Here is a 17,578-nt window from a genome sequence, read left to right on the forward strand (position 1 = left end):
GCTGCGATGCGAATGCATGAAAAAACGGCCGCTGCTTTCTATCGCAACGGCCGTCTCATTTCGTACGGACCGAATCGAAACCGAATTGAAACCTAGCTCCCCAGTGCCGGATCGCTCATGCTGCTCTTGCCGGTTTCCACGTGTCCGGCAAAGCGTCGCACGAACGACGGATCTGTGTCGACGGTAATCGCCAGGTCGTACCAGCCGTAGGCGTTGCGCAGATCGAGGTACAACTGTTCGGTGTCACCGCCGCGCACCGAGTGCTTGACCACGTTGCTCGCGTCATAGGCATTGACGATGGTGAACTCGCAGCGCGCGCTGCCCACATTTTCCAGCCGCAATTGCAGATTGCCGTTCGCGACATCGTAGCCTTCGGCGACTTCCGGCCGCGCGATTTCGGCGCCGTGCCACCAGCTTCTCGCAACCGGCCTGCCCGCGAAGCGGCGCAGAAAACCGTTCGGACCATAGACCGTGTAATCGTACGTGCCGTCGATATTCAACGGCAACTGATCCTGCAGCCGCTTGCCGGCTTCGACGGTATAGGTCAGCGGTGCAGCGAGACCATTCGCTGCATAGACGAGAAACACAGCGCCTGTTTTGCCCGAATTGACGAAACGCATGGTCAGCTTGTTCGCGGAGCCTTCGCCATGCACGCGCACGAACAGTTCGTACGGCAGCGCGCGAGCCGGGCGCACGCCAGGTTCCTGCTTCGGTACGGCTTGCAGGAGCGGCGGCAGCGGGACATAGTCAGGATGACGGTTCTGATCGGGCGGCACATAACCGCTCGTGCTCGGCAGCGTCGGGAACGCATCGTTCGGCGTGCTGAAGTTGAACGCCGACATCAGATCGCCGCACACCGCGCGGCGCCACGGCGTGATATTCGATTCGCCGAGATTGTGCTGCTGGCCGAAGCGTTTTTCGATAAAGCGGATCACCGACGTATGGTCGAACAGTTCCGAGCACACGTAGCCGCCTTTCGACCACGGCGACACCACCAGCATCGGCACCCGTGGTCCGAGTCCATACGGACCCGCCGGCGTTTTGCCATTGCCAGGATAGTTTTCATTGCTGGTGTCGACGGTCGACAAACCATTCGCGCTCGAGGCGGGGGCGAACGGGGGCGCCATGTGATCGAAGAAACCGTCGTTCTCGTCGTAGTTGATCAACAGCACGGTCTTGCTCCACACCTCGGGATTCGACGTGAGAATCTGCAGGACCTGATCGATGTACCACGCACCGTAGTTGGACGGCCAGTTCGGGTGCTCGGAATACGCTTCCGGCGCGACGATCCACGAGACTTGCGGCAGGGCGTTGTTTTGCACGTCGCGCTTGAGGATGTCGAAGTAGCCGTCGCCATTGGCCGCGTTCGTGCCGGTGCGGGCGTTGTCGTACAGCGGGTTGCCCGGTTGCGCGTTGCGGTACTGGTTGAAGTAGAGCAGCGAGTTGTCGCCGTAGTTGCCGATGTACGGGTTCTGCGTCCAGCCCCACGAGCCGCTAGCGTTGAGTCCCGTGCCGATGTCCTGATAGATCTTCCAGGTGATGCCGGCGTTCTGCAGGACTTCCGGATAGGTGGACCAGCCGTAGCCGAGCTCCGAGTTGTCGATCACCGGGCCGCCGCCGTTGCCGTCGTTGCCGACCCAGCCGCTCCACATGTAGTAGCGGTTCGGATCGGTCGGTCCCATCAGCGAGCAGTGGTACGCGTCGCAGATCGTGAAGGCGTCGGCGAGTTGATAGTGGAAGGGAATGTCGTCGCGCGTGAGGTAGGCCATCGTCGTGGTGCCTTTGGCGGGCACCCATTGATCGTAGCGGCCCCCGTTCCATGCTGCGTGCGTGCTGGTCCAGTCGTGCGCGAGGTCCTGCAGAAATTGCAGACCGAGGTTCGGCGCGGTGGGCCTGAACGGCAGCACATAGCCGACATCCGCCACGAGCGGCTGATACCACACCGGCTTGCCGTTGGGCAGGTTGATCGCGCGCGTGTCGCCGAAACCGCGTACGCCCTTGAGCGTGCCGAAGTAGTGGTCGAACGAGCGGTTTTCCTGCATCAGCACGACGATATGCTCGACGTCGCGGATCGTGCCGGTCTTGTTGTTGGCGGGAATGGCGAGCGCGTTGCGAATGCCCAGCGGCAGCATGCTCAACGCGGTCGCGGAACCGGCGGCGTGCGCGGCGGAGCGCAGAAAATCACGGCGATTTTTTGAAGTCATGGTTTTGGCTTTCGATCTTCATAAGAGGAACGAACCATGCGGCGCGCAAGCGTGAGCCGCGCGTCGCGTGGGGCGCGAAATTCAATCTACGGTGTGAATGACAGGTGTGGCGAGCGGCGTCGACGTGGCGGCGGACAATGCCGGGTCGGCGCTTGATGCGGGTCGTGCAGGGGTTTGAATCGTAACTGCGGCAGGCGCGGGTGCAACGGAGGACGGATTCGCTGAGAGAACCACGGCGGTGCTGCTGTCGCCGGTGGAACTTGCGGTAGAACTATCCGCGCGCGTGTCGGAGGTTTTGTCGTCGTCGTTGCCGCAAGCGCCGAGCAGCATGCAGAGCGATACGGCGGCCAGTGCGCCCGCCAAACGTTTGCGATAGAAGGCAATGGACGGCTTCGACACAACGGACATGGCAATGTCTCCGGCACGGGGAAGATGCACCAGGGCATCCGTGTGCCCAGGTCAGCGATGCGCAAGAATAGTCGCTGACCTGTGTAACTTTTGTGAAGATGTGGAAATTTGGGTATTTGTTGAGAATTGAGCCGCCGTCAATCCTGGATCGCGACGATGGCTTCGATCTCGACGGTAATATTGCCCGGCAGCGAGCCCACGCCGACCGCGGAGCGCGAATGGCGACCGGCATCGCCGAATACATCGACGAACAGGTCCGAGCAGCCGTTGATCACGCGCGGATGCTCGGTGAAATCCGGCGCCGCGTTGACCATGCCCAGCAGCTTGACGACGCGCTTCACGCGCCGCAAATCGCCCAGCTCGTTATGCAGCACGGCCAGCAGATTCAGGCCCACCATTTGTGCGTGCCGGTAGGCTTCGTCCGCGCTGACGGTAGCGCCGACCTTGCCGGTCATCAGCGAGCCGGTTTCGTCGAGCGGACCCTGGCCGGACAGAAACAGCAGATTCCCCTCGCGTGTGCAGTGCATGAAATTGCCGATCGGCGTCGGCACTTGCGGGAGCTTGAGGCCGCGCGTGTGCAGCCGGTCGTAGCAGTTCATCGATGGGGAAGTGATGGTGAGCGTTCTTTAAGGAGTCAGCGTTGCACGCCGGGGTGGGGCTTCAGGCTTCGTGCTTCGGACCTTGGGCACTGGGCACTGGGCTTTGAGCTTGGGGCTTGAAGCGGCTTTACGCCGCCGGCTCCTGTTCGCGATGCCGCCAGCCGAGACGTGCTTCGATGCGGGCGGCGACCGCCTGCACGGCTTGCGCGAAACGTTCAGTGCCGAGCACGGCTTTCGCCTCGGGCATCACGATCGAAATCGTGAAGACGCACGTGCCGGTGTTGTCGAGCACGGGCGCCGCGAGACACGCCACCGACGCATCCGATTCGCCGATCTGAATCGACAGCCGCGCTTCCAATGCTTCGCGGGCGATTTGCGCGAGGACTTGCGGGCGGGTTTCCGCGCGACCGGTCGGCGAGCTTTGCGCGTGCTGCGCGAAGAATGCGACCCGTTCGGCATCCGGCAAGTGTCCGACGAGCAAACGGCCGGACGCGGTCCAGTTGAGCGGCACCCGGCTGCCTACTCGCGACGTCACACGGAAATGCCCGGGGCCTTCAGCCATTTGCTGCACGACCATCATGCCGTCTTCGAGTCCGCAAACCTGCACGGTCTCTTCGACTTCTGCCGAGAGCCGCTGCATTTCCTCATGAGCGACCGCGAGGTAGTCGAGCGAGCTCGCATACGTCAAACCGTAACCATACAGACGCGAGCCGAGCCAGATCGTGCCGTCGACACGCCGCGCGAGCAGGTTCTTCTCGACCAGATCGTTGATGATCGAATAGACGGTGGAAAGCGGCGCGCCGACCATGCGCGCGACTTCATACGCGGTGGCGGGGCGGTTCGCTTGCTGGAGCGCGTCGAGAATCTGCACAGCGCGATCGAGCGCGCTGGTGCGCGTGCGCGGCGCGGCGCCTTCCTCCCGGCTTCCTGCCGGGGTTTCGGTGCCGGCGGGTGCCGCGGCGGATGCTGTTTCAGACGCTTCGGACGTGGAAGGTCGGGGCGTGCGAGCCATCGTGCTCCTCTGACGCGAGATGTTTTTTGTCCAGTTGACGCTGGGTGATTGTATGCTAGACTGATCCGCAATTACAACATATATTCCATAATTAAGAAATACCGGGTTGGAGGCGCTTCATGGACATTCGCTCTCGCTTTGGCTTACGCCCTGTCATCAACGCAACGGGCACGATGACGGGCCTCGGCGCGTCCATTGTTAGCGCGCCGGTGATCGACGCGGTGGCACAGGTGCTGCCGCAATTCGTCGAGATCGACGATCTGCAACGCCGTGCCTCGGCGGCGATTGCAAACGCGTGCGGCAGCGAAGCGGGGTATATCACCGCGTCGTGCTCGGCCGCGATCACGCTTACCATCGCCGCCGCCATGACGGGCGACGACCACGGCCTGATCGAACGGCTGCCCGACACCACCGCCATAGAGCGCCGCGAAGTCGTGATTCAAACCGGCCACCTGGTCAATTATGGCGCACCGGTGGACCAGGCGATCCGTCTCGCCGGCGCGCGTGTCGTGCCGGTGGGCGCGGCGACCGAAGCGCACGGCTACCAGTTGAATACCGCCATCACCGAACGCACCGCTGCGGCGCTTTACGTGGTTTCGCATCATACGGTGCAATTCGGCATGATCCCGCTCGAAGAATTCATTGCGCTCGCGCATGCGAAGGGCGTGCCTGTGATTGTCGACGCGGCATCCGAGTATGACCTCAAACGCTATATCGCAGCGGGCGCCGATTTCGCGCTCTACTCGGCGCACAAATTTCTCGGTGGGCTGACCGCCGGCATTGTCGCGGGTAAGAAAGCGCTGGTCCGTGCCGCGTATTTCCAGAATGGCGGCATTGGTCGCGGCATGAAAGTCGGCAAGGAAGGCGTGATGGGCGCGATCGCCGCGCTCGAACAATGGCAGCAACGCGACCATGTCGCGGTTCGCGCCCGCGAACGCGGTCACCTCACGCTTTGGCGCGAAACCTTGAATCGCTTCGACGGCGTTTGGGCCGAGATCGACGCCGATCCGACCGGCAATCCGCTCGACCGTCTGAAACTGCATATCGATCCCAGGCAGGCTCGTATCACGGCGTGGGATCTCGCCGATGCGCTTGCGCGGCCACCCGAAGGCGAGGCGCCCGTGATCGTGCGCGATCATGAAGCGGAACTGCATTTCTTTTTCCTCGACCCCTGCAATCTGCATCCGGGTGAAGAGCAGATCGTACTGGCGCGCCTCACTGCCGAACTCGAGCGCGCGCAGCAGTCGCCCGAACCCGTCGTCACACCGTTCTACCAGCGCGACGCGCGCCGCATTGCTGCGCGCCGGAACTGGCCTGACTGATTTTCGCCCGCTTCATATCGCTTCATCGATAACCGTTGTTTGACCGTAGCACCGGACTCCATTCTGGTGCCGCTTTGACTTGCCTGTTTAGCACTACTTATATCGCCGGAACATCACCGTGTAACCGGCGTTCGTCTCTCTCCCGACTTGAGGAAACCATGATGCACAAGCAGATTCTTCGTACGGCCATCGCGCTCGCTGCCGCCGGACTCGCCGCGCAGGCCGCTTACGCGCAAAGCAGCGTGACGTTGTACGGTATCGTCGATGCCGGCTTTACCTTCACCAATAACCAGAAGGGCGAAAAGGCGTATCAGGCAACCCAGGGCAATGTGCAGGGTTCGCGCTGGGGCCTGATCGGCAGCGAAGATCTGGGCGGCGGCAACAAGGTCATGTTCAAGCTCGAAAACGGCTTCAGCGCCGAAACGGGTGCGTTGGGGCAGGGTGGCCGCCTGTTCGGCCGCAGCGCATGGGTTGCGCTCTCCAACAGCAAGGCGGGCACGATCACGCTCGGCCGCCAGTACAACAGCGTGCAGGATTATCTGTCGAACATGCAGATCAATGGCGTCGGCGCGATGAGCCAGTACGGCAACGCGATCTACGACAACGACGATATCAACAATACTTACCGCACCAACAACGCGGTCAAATACACCACGCCGACGTACGCCGGGTTTACCGCGAACGCGATGTACGCGTTCTCGAACACCGCGGGCGAGTTTGCCAACAACCGCGCATGGAGCGTCGGCGCCGACTACGTGAACGGCCCGTTGCACCTGGACGCGGCCTACTCGCTGGTCAATCAGCCGGCTACCAGCACCACGGGCGCCGCACCGTCCGACAATTACTACAGCACCAGCTCGTCGATCATCAGCGGCGTGAAGCGCAACCAGGTGTGGGGCGCGGGCGGCTCGTACGTGTTCGGCCCGGCAACCGTCCTGCTTCTGTACACGAACTCGCAATTCCAGTTGCTCAGCGGTGGCAGCCTGCGTTTCGCCAACTATGAAGCCAGCGTGAAGTATCAGCTCACGCCCGCTGCGCTGCTTGCGCTTGGCTACATCTACACGACGCAGAACACCAGCGGCACCACCGCCACCAATGCGCACTACAACCAGTTGAGCGTGGGCGGCGAGTACTTCCTGTCGAAAACCACCGACCTCTACCTGAACGGGATCTACCAACATGCATCCGGTTCGCACGCATGGGTCGAAGGTATTTCGAATCCGTCGAGCAACAGCGGCCAGTTCGTGACCGTCGCCGGTATCCGCCACAAGTTCTAAGTACGCCGCCCGCGTCGCTGCTCATACAACATTCCGCTTAACGGAAACTGCGGCGCGGATCTTTCTCTTCAGGAGCACCTATGGCGACCGTTCAAGGAAGTCTGTTACTCGTCTATGCATTGATTGCCATCATCGCGCTGGTCGTGCTGATCGCGCGGTTCAAGACGAATCCGTTCATCACGTTGATGATGGTGTCGGTAGCGTTGGCGCTTGCCGTCGGCATGCCGGCGACGTCGATTCTCAAGTCGTTCGAAACCGGTGTGGGTGGCACGCTCGGCCACATTGCCATCGTGGTGGGGCTCGGTACGATGCTCGGCAAGATGATGGCCGAATCGGGCGGCGCAGAACGTATCGCACGCACGCTGATCAGCCTGTTCGGGCCGAAGAACGTGCATTGGGCGATGATGTGCATCGCGTTCCTCGTTGGTTTGCCGGTATTTTTTGAAGTCGGTTTCGTGCTGCTGATTCCGATCGCCTTCAATGTTGCCCAGCGGACCGGGACGTCGATGATTCGCGTCGGCATTCCGATGGTGGCGGGTTTGTCGGTCGTGCACGGTCTGATTCCACCGCACCCGGCGGCGTTGCTCGCGGTCACCGCGTACAACGCGGATATCGGCCACACGATTTTCTACGCGCTGATTGTCGGCATTCCGACGGCGGCCGTTGCGGGTCCGCTGTTCTCGAAACTGATCGCGCGCTTTGTCGTGCTCGACGGCGTCAATCCGATGGCACAGCAGTTCATCGAACAGGACGCGCAGCGCGCGCACAAGGAACTGCCGGGCTTCGGCATCACGTTGCTGACGGTGCTGCTGCCGGTGCTGTTGATGCTGGTCGGCAGTTGGGCCGATGCGATCGTGCCGGCCAAATCGTCGCTGAACAATGCACTGCGTCTGATCGGGCACCCGGACATGGCATTGCTGCTGGCTGTGTTGTTGAGCTTCTACACGTTCGGCAAATCGCGCGGCTTTAACCGCGAGCAGATCCTCAAGTTCACCAACGAGTGTCTTGCACCGACGGCGAGTATCACGCTGGTGGTGGGTGCGGGCGCGGGCTTCGGGCGCATTCTGATCGATAGCGGCGCGTCGAAGGCGATCGTGGATGTCGCGACCGGCGCGCACGTGCCTCTGCTGATTCTCGCGTGGCTGGTGGCAGCGTTGATTCGCGTGGCGACCGGTTCGGCGACGGTAGCGATGGCGACGGCGGCCGGCATCATCGCGCCGATCGCCGCAGCGGCGGTGGGCACGGTAGGCGGGGTGAGGCCCGAGTTGCTGGTGCTGGCCACCGGCGCGGGGTCGCTCATTCTGTCGCACGTGAACGACGGCGGCTTCTGGCTGGTGAAGGAGTACTTCGGCATGACGGTGCCGCAAACCTTCAAGACGTGGACCGTTTGCGAAACGATTATTTCGGTGACGGCACTGGTGTTGACGTTGGGGCTCTCAACCGTGATTTGAGCGGGGAGGGTTCGTCGTGGCGCGTCTTGAGGACGCGCCGCGATTTTGCATTGCGCGGCAATCGCCGCGATCTTTCAGCTACAGAGGTCGCGAAAACCTGCGCGCAGACGGGCAAGGTTTGTCTTGATGAGGATCAACGCGGCCGTGAGATAAATGCCGCGATCGCCTCATTCAACGCGTCCGGCGCATCGCGATGCGGCGAGTGTCCACACGCATCGAGCTTCACCAACCGCGCGTGCGGCACGCGTTCGGCGATCGTATCGATCTGCGCCATCGTGCCGTAGTTATCGTCGTGGCCTTGCACCGCGAGCAACGGTTGCCTGATGGCGGCCAGTTCGTCGACGATGCGCCATTCCCTGAATGCCGGATTCAGCCAGATATCGTTCCAGCCATAGAACGCGGAATCGACGTCGGCATGATAGCGACCGAGCTTACTGCGCAGATCCGTGGTTTCGTAGAGTGCTTTGGTCTGCGCGATGCTATCCACCGAGATATCTTCGACGAATACATGCGGTGCGATGGCGACCGCACCCGCCAATTCGTCCGGATACAGCGCCGCGTAGAGAAGCGTGATCGAGCCGCCGTCGCTATGGCCGATCAACCACATACGCTTGCGCTCCTGCGTGCCGATACCGAGCGCGTCGAGCAGAGCGGGCAGGATATCGCGCGCCTGTCCGGTCATGAAATCGACCGGCCATTTCACATCGTGCTCACGCGGTGTGGAAAGTCCATAACCGGGTCGGGAATAGGCGAGACCACGCATGCCCAGACGCTCGCACAATGCCTGCGGCCAGTCGCGCCACATTGCAATCGATCCGAGCCCTTCGTGCAGGAACACGGCGACCGGCGCATTGCCCGCCGCTTCGTTCACCCAACGATATTCGATGCGCAACGGCCCATGCGATGCCGTGGCGGGCAGTTCCGCGAAGTCGCTAACGTTGGCCGTTGTTACGGGGTTCTGCATGGATCACCTTATGACTGTTCGCGCAGTTTGAAGCGTTGAATCTTGCCGGTAGCGGTTTTCGGCAAATCGTCGACGAACAGGATATCGCGCGGATACTTATGGGGCGCGAGCCGTTCCTTGACGAAAGCCTTCAACTCATCCGCGAGTATCTCAGACGGCGCGACATCACGCTTTAGCACCACGAACGCGCGGGTCTTGACGAGACCACCGTGATCGACGCCGACCACCGCCGCTTCCAGCACCGCGTCGTGCTGCACCAGGACCATTTCCACTTCGACGGGCGATACGTACTGCCCGCTTACTTTCAGCATGTCGTCGCTGCGGCCCGCATACACGTAGCAGCCGTTCGCAAGACGGCAGTATTTGTCGCCGCTGCGAATCCACTCGCCAAGGAACGTTGCGCGCGATTTCTCGCGATTGCTCCAGTACATGAGTGCCGCGCTCGGCCCTTTGATAAACAGATCGCCGACTTCTCCGTCGGGCACAGCATGACCCGCTTCGTCGCGCAGCTCGACTTCATAGCCGGGAACGGGGCGACCCGTGGTGCCGTATTCGACCGCGCCCGCGCGATTCGACAGAAAGATATGCAGCATCTCGGTCGAGCCGATGCCGTCGAGAATTTCGCAGCCGAAGTGTGCGGTAAAGCGCTCGCCGACTTCGCGCGGCAGCGCTTCGCCCGCCGACGTGCACACGCGCATGGCGACGTCGGCGCGCGCGGGCAGGTTGGGCGAGACGAGCATGTTCGCGTAGAGCGTCGGCACGCCGTAAAAAATGGTCGGGCGATGCCGCACGAGGCGCGTGAAAATGGCATCGGCGGTGGGACGCTCGGCCATCAACACGGCCGTGGCGCCGACTGAAAGCGGGAAGGTCAGACCATTACCCAGACCGTACGCAAAGAACAATTTGGCCGCCGAGAACACCACGTCGCTTTCGACGATGCCAAGAACCGGCTTCGCGTACAACTCAGCGGTCCAGTATAGATTCGCGTGCGTGTGGACGGTGCCTTTCGGTTTGCCGGTCGAGCCCGATGAATACAGCCAGAACGCGATGTCGTCGCAACCTGTTGTTTGCGCCTTGATGGCCGGCGTGGCCGCATCGATCAGATCTTTAAGCAACGGCGCCGTCAAAGGCTCGCCTTCAGGCGGCTGCGAGACAATCAACTGGCAACCGTCATGTTCGGCGGTATCCATCGCCTGCGTGACGTTCGGCAGCAACGCGCCCGATGCGATCACGGCGCGCGCGTGGCTGTGCGTCAGCATGTACACATAGTCGGCAGGGGTAAGCAGCGTGTTCGCGACAACCGGCACGACGCCCGCATAAAGCGCGCCGAGAAAAGCGACCGGCAGTTCGACGGTATCGACCATCACCAGCAGCACGCGTTCTTCCGGATGTACGCCGAGTGTGCGCAATGCACTCGCGAAACGCCGGGCCCGGTCTTCGAGTTCGCCGTAAGTGGTGCTGCCGGTGTCGTCGATATAAGCGGTTTTGCCGGCGCGCGATTCATTCAGGTGAAACAGGTAGGCCGCGAAATTGTATACCGCGGGCGGCGGTTCGACCGTCGCGGCGGGCTGACTCGCAGCCGGTTCCAGCAAGGCTTCCATATGTCTCCTCCATCGGGTGGGGGCGGTCCGGCGCTTATGTGCTCATGATCCGCTCGATGCTTATTGTCTGATTGCCAGATGCCTGTCCTGAGTCGCTATGCTGCGGGCAAATGCGTGGTTTGCGTCAGGGCGTCGAGCGCGGCGCTCGATGCCTGAACGGCCGAGCGCCTGTGATAGAAACCCAGTGCACGCAGGCCGCCGAGTTCTTCGCCGCCACCTGCGCGGCCCGGCCCGCCATGCAGCGACATCGGCATCACGTTGCCGTGGCCGGTCTGACTCTGCTGCACGGAAGGCGAGATTGCGTGGACACGTCCGTGCGAATCGGCAAGTTCCAGTGCGAGCTTGCCGAGATGGGCGTCGTCGTTCGAATAGATGGACGCGACGAGCGATCCCTGGCCGCGTCGTGCGAGTGCAATTGCGTGCGCTTCGGGAAGGGTGCTGTTTGCGGCAGCGGCGACGCGATACGGCGCCACGGTTGCCACCGGTCCAAACACTTCGACGTCGTGCAGCAGCGTTGCGCTATCGGGATCGTTGACCACGAACAGATGCGGCGCGATGCAAGCCGCAATCGTTGCGTCCGCATCGACAAGCGGCGCGGCCGAGCCGTCGAACGCGAGCACCGCTTCCTCGCGCAATGCGGCGATGCCGGCCTCCACGTTCTCGTACTGCTCGCGGCTCACAAGCGAACCCATGCGCACGGTTTCGTTGCGCGGATTGCCGATGGTGATTTTCGCGAGCCTGGCTTTCAGTGCATCCAGCACCGCTTCGAGCGATTTTTCCGGCACGAACGCGCGGCGGATCGCCGTGCATTTCTGACCGGATTTCACGGTCATTTCCCGCACCACCTCCTTGATAAACAGTTCGAAGGCGGGGGTATCGGGTGTCGCGTCCGCACAGAGAATGGCGCTGTTGAGACTGTCGGCTTCGACATTCAGACGCGCGCCGTGCTCGACGAAAGCCGGATGCGCGCTCAATGTTGCGGCGGTTTGCGCGGAGCCGGTGAAGGACACGACGTCGAATGTCTGAATCTGATCGAGCAGGCCCGCGGAACTGCCGCAGATGACGGATAGCGCGCCGGGCGGAAGAATGCCTGCGTCGACCACGTCGGCCACCATGCGTTGCGTGAGCCACGCCGTCGCCGTGGCGGGTTTGATGATAACGGGCACACCGGATAACAGCGCGGGCGCCGCTTTCTCCCACAGGCCCCACGACGGGAAATTGAACGCGTTGATGAAGAGCGCGACGCCGCGTGTCGGCGTGAGCACGTGCTGCACGCTGAACGATTGGTCCTTGCTCAACGATACGGCGTTGCCCTCGCGTAGCGCATGCGCGTCGCCGAGCGACGCGCCGAGTTTCGCGTAGTACGAGAGCGTGAAAATTCCACCGTCGATGTCGACCGCCGAATCGTTGCGCGTGGTGCCCGAGTTCGCGGTCGCGATCGCGTAGTAGTCGTCGCGTTTCGCCTGCAGCAGTTTGACGATATCGGTCAGACGGGCGGCGCGCTGCGCATAGGTGAGCGCACGCAAAGCGGTGCCGCCTGCTTCTCGAGCAAAGTCGAATGCGCGGGTGAGATCCAGGCCCTGGCTCGACACGCGCACGAGGGCTTCGCCGGTGACCGGGTCGGTGAGCGTCACGCCTTCACCTTCGCCCGCGACCCACTGGCCTGAAACGTAGTTTTTCAATAGTTCGGTCATAGCGAGTCTCAGGCGGAAGGTGGGGAGGCGGTGAATTCGATAGCGCCTTGCGGCAGCAGATACAGCACCAGCGCCTGCCCATTCGCGACGGTCGGGCGATGCGCGCTGCCGGGGCCGTATACACACCAGCCGGCCGGATGACCGTCGAAGGTGGCGCCCTCGGTGAGGGGCATGATCAGATCGATTTCGCCGTTCGGGTGAACGTGATGCGGACCGGCAATATCCTTCATATCGACCACGTCGACGGAAAAACCGTGGGTGTCCGGTAACGCCTTGTAGATGCGGCCGTAGCGAATGCCGCCGCTTTCGCGGTTGCACAGCCAGCCTTCGGCCACGCCGGTGCGGCAGGCATTCGCCAGATCGCGGAAGGTCGCGCTATCGGCGGGATACGTGTCGTTGAGCCACGTGGCCAGCGTGCCGTCGAGCGTCCGGCCGGCGAGTTGCTCAGTCACGCCCGCAATCAGGCGTTGAAAGTCATGGGGGGACATGCGAGCCTCCAGATCGGCGCGCGCACGCACGTTAGTTCATGCGTGTCGTTGCACCATTTCCGTGACGCTGCCGAAAAACCTCGACAGCGTTTGTTATTGGATCAATATTTGGCGAAAATTAACCGTTCACTCTGCACCTGTCAAGCACTATAGTACATGTAACGTATTCAAGAGGCAGTTAAACATGAACCAAAATTACTCTCCCGCGCCTCTGGATGATCCAGCCGACGAGGACGCAAGCCGCGCTGCGAGCCGGGCCGACAGCGGGACCGAGCGTGCGGCGGAGCGCGGCGGCGAGCGCGATCCGTTTCTGACGGCAATGGGCGATCGCGTGCGCCTGCTGCGCGCGCGCCGCGGCATGACGCGCAAAACGCTGGCAACTGAAACCGGTTTGTCGGAGCGTCATCTGGCGAATCTGGAATCGGGCGTGGGCAACGCGTCGGTGCTGGTGCTGCGGCAGATCGCGGCGACGCTGAACTGCTCGCTAGCCGAAGTGATCGGCGACGAAACCACCGCCTCGGCCGAGTGGCTGTTGATTCGCGAACTGCTGCAAGGGCGCGACCAGGCGGCATTGCAGCGCGCCCGCGTGGCGCTTGCCGAGATGTTCGCGCAAGCGCCGCGCGACCCGCATCGCAAGGACCGGATTGCGCTGATCGGCTTGCGCGGGGCCGGCAAGTCGACCTTTGGGCGGATGCTCGCGCAGGAGCGCAAGGTGCCGTTCGTTGAACTCACGCGCGTGATCGAGCAACTCGCCGGCTGCCCGCCGTCGGAGATTCATTCCCTCTATGGCGCAAGCGCATACCGGCGCTATGAGCACCGCGCGCTCGAGGCGGTGATTCAGGAGCACGAGCGAGCCGTGATCGCGTCGCCGGGCGGGCTGGTGTCGGAGTCGGGCACCTTTAACGCGCTGCTGTCGCACTGTTTCACCGTCTGGCTGCAAGCCACGCCGGAAGAGCATATGCGCCGGGTCGTCGCGCAAGGCGACCTGCGGCCGATGTCCGGCAATAAAGAAGCAATGGACGACCTCAAGCGCATCCTGGCGGGGCGCAGCGAACTGTACGGCCGCGCCGACATGACCTTCGACACTAGCGAAAAAACCTTGGCCGACGCCTACTTGCAGTTGCGTGACCGGCTTGCCGCAAGGCTCGCGGCCGAATCGCCGGACGACGCAAGGGTGAGCTGAACTGCAGTGGGAGCCTAGGGTTTACTATAAAACATGCATTAAAGTGCTTTACATGGGGATGACGATGCACTATTGTTCAAAAACAAGTTTTGCATCGTCCAGGTCCAGTCAGGAGACGCCCCATGTCCGCAGCAGAAACCGCAGTCGCACCGGTCGATTACCGCACCGATCCCTCGCAGTACAAGCATTGGAAGCTGAGTTTCAACGGTCCCGTTGCGACCCTCGGCATCGATATCGCCGAGGACGGTGGCATCCGTGACGGCTACAAGCTGAAGCTGAATTCGTACGACCTTGGCGTCGACATCGAATTGCACGACGCGATACAGCGCATCCGCTTCGAGCATCCCGAAGTCAGAACGGTGGTGCTGACGAGCCTGAAAGACCGCGTGTTCTGCTCGGGCGCGAACATCTTCATGCTGGGTCTGTCCACGCATGCGTGGAAGGTCAACTTCTGCAAGTTCACCAATGAAACGCGCAACGGTCTCGAAGACTCGTCGCGTCATTCAGGTCTGAAGTTTCTCGCTGCCGTGAACGGTGCGTGCGCCGGCGGCGGTTACGAACTCGCGCTCGCTTGCGACGAAATCTATCTGGTGGATGACCGCTCGTCGTCGGTATCGCTGCCGGAAGTGCCGCTGCTGGGCGTGCTGCCGGGTACGGGCGGCCTCACGCGCGTGACCGATAAGCGCAAGGTGCGTCACGATCGTGCGGACATCTTCTGCACGGTGGTGGAAGGCATTCGTGGCGAGCGGGCGAAAGCATGGCGTCTCGTGGATGAAGTCGTGAAGCCGAATCAGTTCGATCAGACGATTCAGGCACGCGCGCTCGAACTCGCCGAACAAAGCGATCGCCCGTCGAATGCACAAGGCGTGGTGCTCACGCGTATCGAACGCACCAACCGCGAAGACGGCCTGACTTATAAAACGCTCGACATTACGATCGATCGTGCGAAGCGCATCGCCACTTTCACGGCTAAAGCCCCAGAAGCCGCGCAACCCACGGAGATCGATGCGATCGTCGCCGCCGGCACGGGCTGGTGGCCGCTGCAGTTCGCCCGCGAACTCGACGACGCGATCCTGTCGATGCGCACCAACGAGCTCGACGTCGGCACCTGGGTCTTCAAGACCGAAGGCGACGCCCGCAACCTGCTCGCCGCCGACGCCACGCTCATCGAGCACAAGGACCACTGGTTCGTGCGCGAGACCATTGGCCTCCTGCGCCGCACGCTGGCGCGTATCGACGTGTCGTCGCGTTCGCTGTTCGCGCTGATCGAGCCGGGCTCGTGCTTTGCCGGCACCTTCGCGGAACTCGCGTTCGCCGCCGACCGCAGCTATATGGCCGCACTGCCGAGCAACGAAGACGAAGAACCGGTGATCACGCTGTCGGAAGTCAACTTCGGTCTTTATCCGATGGTCACGCATCAATCGCGCCTCGCTCGCCGCTTCTATGAAGAAGTCGAACCGCTCGACGCGGTGCGCTCGAAAATCGGCCAGGCAATCAAGCCTGTTGAAGCCGAGCGCCTGGGTCTCGTGACCGCGTCGCCCGACGATATCGATTGGGCCGACGAAATTCGCATCGCGCTCGAAGAACGCGCGGCCATGTCGCCGGATGCATTGACCGGACTGGAAGCGAATCTGCGCTTCAACGGCCCGGAAACGATGGAGACGCGGATTTTCGGGCGTCTCACCGCCTGGCAGAACTGGATTTTCAACCGGCCGAACGCAGTGGGCGAGAAGGGCGCGCTCAAGGTGTACGGCAAGGGCAGCAAGGCGCAATTCGACGTCTCGCGCGTCTGATTCTTTTCGACGCGATGCGACGTAACTGAAAGCGACGCCATCTGCCTGATACGCGCCTCTCATCCGCAAGCTCTGTATTCCGACCCAGGAACCGACCATGTCAACGATCAACTACAGCGAAAAGATTCCGAACAACGTCAACCTCGCCGACGACCGCGCGCTGCAACGCGCACTCGAACAATGGCAGCCGAATTTTCTGGCGTGGTGGGGCGATATGGGCCCGGAAGGCTCGCATGGCTATGACGTGTATCTGCGTACGGCAGTGAGCGTCGACGCCGGCGGCTGGGCGCATTTCGACCACGTGAAGATGCCGGACTATCGCTGGGGCATTTTCCTCACGCCCGGCGAGCAGGACCGCAAGATTCATTTCGGCGAGCACAAGGGTGAGGCCGCCTGGCAGGACGTGCCCGGCGAGCATCGTGCGAATCTGCGCCGCATTATCGTGACGCAAGGCGATACCGAACCGGCTTCTGTCGAGCAGCAACGGCATCTGGGTTTGACCGCACCCTCGATGTACGACCTGCGCAACCTGTTTCAGGTGAACGTGGAAGAAGGCCGCCACTTGTGGGCGATGGTGTACCTGCTGCACCGCTATTTCGGCCGCGATGGCCGTGAGGAAGCCGAAGCACTGCTCGGCCGCCGTTCGGGCGACGAAGACAATCCGCGCATTCTCGGCGCCTTCAACGAGAAAACGCCGGACTGGCTCGCGTTCTACATGTTCACGTACTTTACCGACCGCGACGGTAAGTTCCAGTTGTCGGCGCTTGCCGAGTCGGGTTTCGATCCGCTTGCGCGCACCACGAAGTTCATGCTGACCGAAGAAGCGCATCACATGTTCGTCGGCGAATCGGGCGTGTCGCGCGTGATCCAGCGCACCGCGCAGGTGATGAACGAACTGGGCACGGACGACGTCGCGAAGATTCGCGCGGCCGGCGTGATCGATCTGCCGACCATCCAGCGCTATCTGAACTTCCATTACGCGGTGACGATCGATCTGTTCGGCGCCGATCATTCTTCGAATGCGGCCACGTTCTATAGCTCGGGCCTGAAGGGCCGTTACGAAGAGAACAAGCGCGACGACGATCATCAATTGAACGGTCAAAGCTACAAGCTGCTCGACGTGCAGGACGGCAAACTGGTCGAGCGCGAAGTGCCGATGCTCAACGCCATGAATGAAGTGCTGCGTGACGACTATATTAAAGATTCGGTGGCGGGTGTCGGCCGCTGGAACAAGGTGCTCGAGAAGGCCGGCATCGATTTCCGCATGACGGTGCCGCATAAAGCGTTCAATCGCCAGATCGGCACGTTTGCGGGTACCCGTGTGTCGCCGGACGGCCGCGTGATCAGCGAAACCGAATGGGCCGCCAATGAAGCGAAGTGGCTCGCCACGCCGGAAGACCGTGCGTACGTTGCCTCGCTGATGGGCCGCGTCACCGAACCCGGCAAGTTCGCGAACTGGATTGCGCCGCCGGCCATGGGCGTGAACCGTCAGCCGGTCGATTTCGAGTACGTGCGCTTTAACTGAGTACGGCGATTAAAATCGTGTGGCGTGCGGCGTCGTATTCGCGCGAATATAGGGTGG

At 62.1% G+C, this 17,578-nt stretch carries 14 protein-coding genes; 6 read left to right on the forward strand and 8 right to left on the reverse strand.

The genetic code is table 11. From position 1 onward, the window contains the following. Nucleotides 1-92: 92 nt before the first annotated feature. The 4 genes from KHO23_RS05355 to KHO23_RS05370 all read right to left on the reverse strand — a co-directional run bounded on the left by KHO23_RS05355 (nucleotide 93) and on the right by KHO23_RS05370 (nucleotide 4,223). On the reverse strand, nucleotides 93-2,204 hold the full coding sequence (locus KHO23_RS05355; RefSeq protein WP_211609998.1) for a phosphocholine-specific phospholipase C: 2,112 nt from the start codon (nucleotides 2,202-2,204) through the stop codon (nucleotides 93-95). 81 nt (nucleotides 2,205-2,285) lie between these two features. After that, the gene (locus tag KHO23_RS05360) at nucleotides 2,286-2,612 is read right to left on the reverse strand and encodes a hypothetical protein (protein WP_211609999.1); all 327 of its coding nucleotides are present in this window, start codon (nucleotides 2,610-2,612) and stop codon (nucleotides 2,286-2,288) included. A 137-nt stretch (nucleotides 2,613-2,749) separates the two neighbouring features. Next, nucleotides 2,750-3,211, reverse strand: coding sequence for a RidA family protein (locus KHO23_RS05365; protein WP_211610000.1), 462 nt, complete (start codon nucleotides 3,209-3,211; stop codon nucleotides 2,750-2,752). A gap of 127 nt (nucleotides 3,212-3,338) precedes the next feature. Further along, nucleotides 3,339-4,223 (reverse strand): IclR family transcriptional regulator, encoded by an 885-nt coding sequence (locus tag KHO23_RS05370; protein WP_211610001.1) that lies wholly within the window; start codon nucleotides 4,221-4,223, stop codon nucleotides 3,339-3,341. 119 nt (nucleotides 4,224-4,342) lie between these two features. Here KHO23_RS05370 and KHO23_RS05375 point away from each other — a divergent pair, with 119 nt between their 5' ends. The 3 genes from KHO23_RS05375 (at nucleotide 4,343) to KHO23_RS05385 (ending at nucleotide 8,273) form a co-directional block, all read left to right on the forward strand. Then, nucleotides 4,343-5,545 carry an aminotransferase class V-fold PLP-dependent enzyme gene (locus KHO23_RS05375; protein WP_211610002.1) on the forward strand — a complete coding sequence of 401 codons (1,203 nt, stop codon included), beginning with the start codon at nucleotides 4,343-4,345 and terminating at the stop codon, nucleotides 5,543-5,545. A 161-nt stretch (nucleotides 5,546-5,706) separates the two neighbouring features. Beyond that, complete coding sequence (locus KHO23_RS05380) at nucleotides 5,707-6,822, forward strand: porin (protein WP_211610351.1); 1,116 nt, start codon at nucleotides 5,707-5,709, stop codon at nucleotides 6,820-6,822. 80 nt (nucleotides 6,823-6,902) lie between these two features. Next, the gene (locus KHO23_RS05385) at nucleotides 6,903-8,273 is read left to right on the forward strand and encodes a GntT/GntP/DsdX family permease (RefSeq protein ID WP_120290774.1); all 1,371 of its coding nucleotides are present in this window, start codon (nucleotides 6,903-6,905) and stop codon (nucleotides 8,271-8,273) included. A 133-nt stretch (nucleotides 8,274-8,406) separates the two neighbouring features. Here the strand turns inward: KHO23_RS05385 and KHO23_RS05390 are convergent, their stop codons facing one another. From KHO23_RS05390 to KHO23_RS05405, 4 genes are all read right to left on the reverse strand, one after another. After that, on the reverse strand, nucleotides 8,407-9,237 hold the full coding sequence (locus KHO23_RS05390) for an alpha/beta fold hydrolase (protein ID WP_211610003.1): 831 nt from the start codon (nucleotides 9,235-9,237) through the stop codon (nucleotides 8,407-8,409). Nucleotides 9,238-9,245: 8 nt separating this feature from the next. Continuing rightward, nucleotides 9,246-10,838: a benzoate-CoA ligase family protein gene (locus KHO23_RS05395; protein WP_211610004.1), complete on the reverse strand. Its 1,593-nt coding sequence runs from the start codon at nucleotides 10,836-10,838 to the stop codon at nucleotides 9,246-9,248. 95 nt (nucleotides 10,839-10,933) lie between these two features. Further along, on the reverse strand, nucleotides 10,934-12,532 hold the full coding sequence (locus KHO23_RS05400; protein ID WP_211610005.1) for a 3,4-dehydroadipyl-CoA semialdehyde dehydrogenase: 1,599 nt from the start codon (nucleotides 12,530-12,532) through the stop codon (nucleotides 10,934-10,936). 8 nt (nucleotides 12,533-12,540) lie between these two features. Then, complete coding sequence (locus KHO23_RS05405; protein WP_211610006.1) at nucleotides 12,541-13,020, reverse strand: DUF4863 family protein; 480 nt, start codon at nucleotides 13,018-13,020, stop codon at nucleotides 12,541-12,543. Nucleotides 13,021-13,204: 184 nt separating this feature from the next. On the opposite strand from KHO23_RS05405, the gene KHO23_RS05410 reads away from it, so the two are divergent. The 3 genes from KHO23_RS05410 (at nucleotide 13,205) to boxB (ending at nucleotide 17,521) form a co-directional block, all read left to right on the forward strand. After that, the gene (locus tag KHO23_RS05410) at nucleotides 13,205-14,203 is read left to right on the forward strand and encodes a helix-turn-helix transcriptional regulator (protein ID WP_211610007.1); all 999 of its coding nucleotides are present in this window, start codon (nucleotides 13,205-13,207) and stop codon (nucleotides 14,201-14,203) included. Between the two features lie 122 nt (nucleotides 14,204-14,325). Continuing rightward, nucleotides 14,326-15,996 (forward strand): 2,3-epoxybenzoyl-CoA dihydrolase, encoded by a 1,671-nt coding sequence (boxC, locus tag KHO23_RS05415; protein ID WP_211610008.1) that lies wholly within the window; start codon nucleotides 14,326-14,328, stop codon nucleotides 15,994-15,996. Between the two features lie 97 nt (nucleotides 15,997-16,093). Next, nucleotides 16,094-17,521: a benzoyl-CoA 2,3-epoxidase subunit BoxB gene (boxB, locus tag KHO23_RS05420; RefSeq protein WP_211610009.1), complete on the forward strand. Its 1,428-nt coding sequence runs from the start codon at nucleotides 16,094-16,096 to the stop codon at nucleotides 17,519-17,521. Nucleotides 17,522-17,578: the final 57 nt, after the last annotated feature.

This window comes from Paraburkholderia haematera, from assembly GCF_905220975.1.
In the GTDB taxonomy this organism is placed as follows: Bacteria; Pseudomonadota; Gammaproteobacteria; order Burkholderiales; family Burkholderiaceae; genus Paraburkholderia; species Paraburkholderia haematera.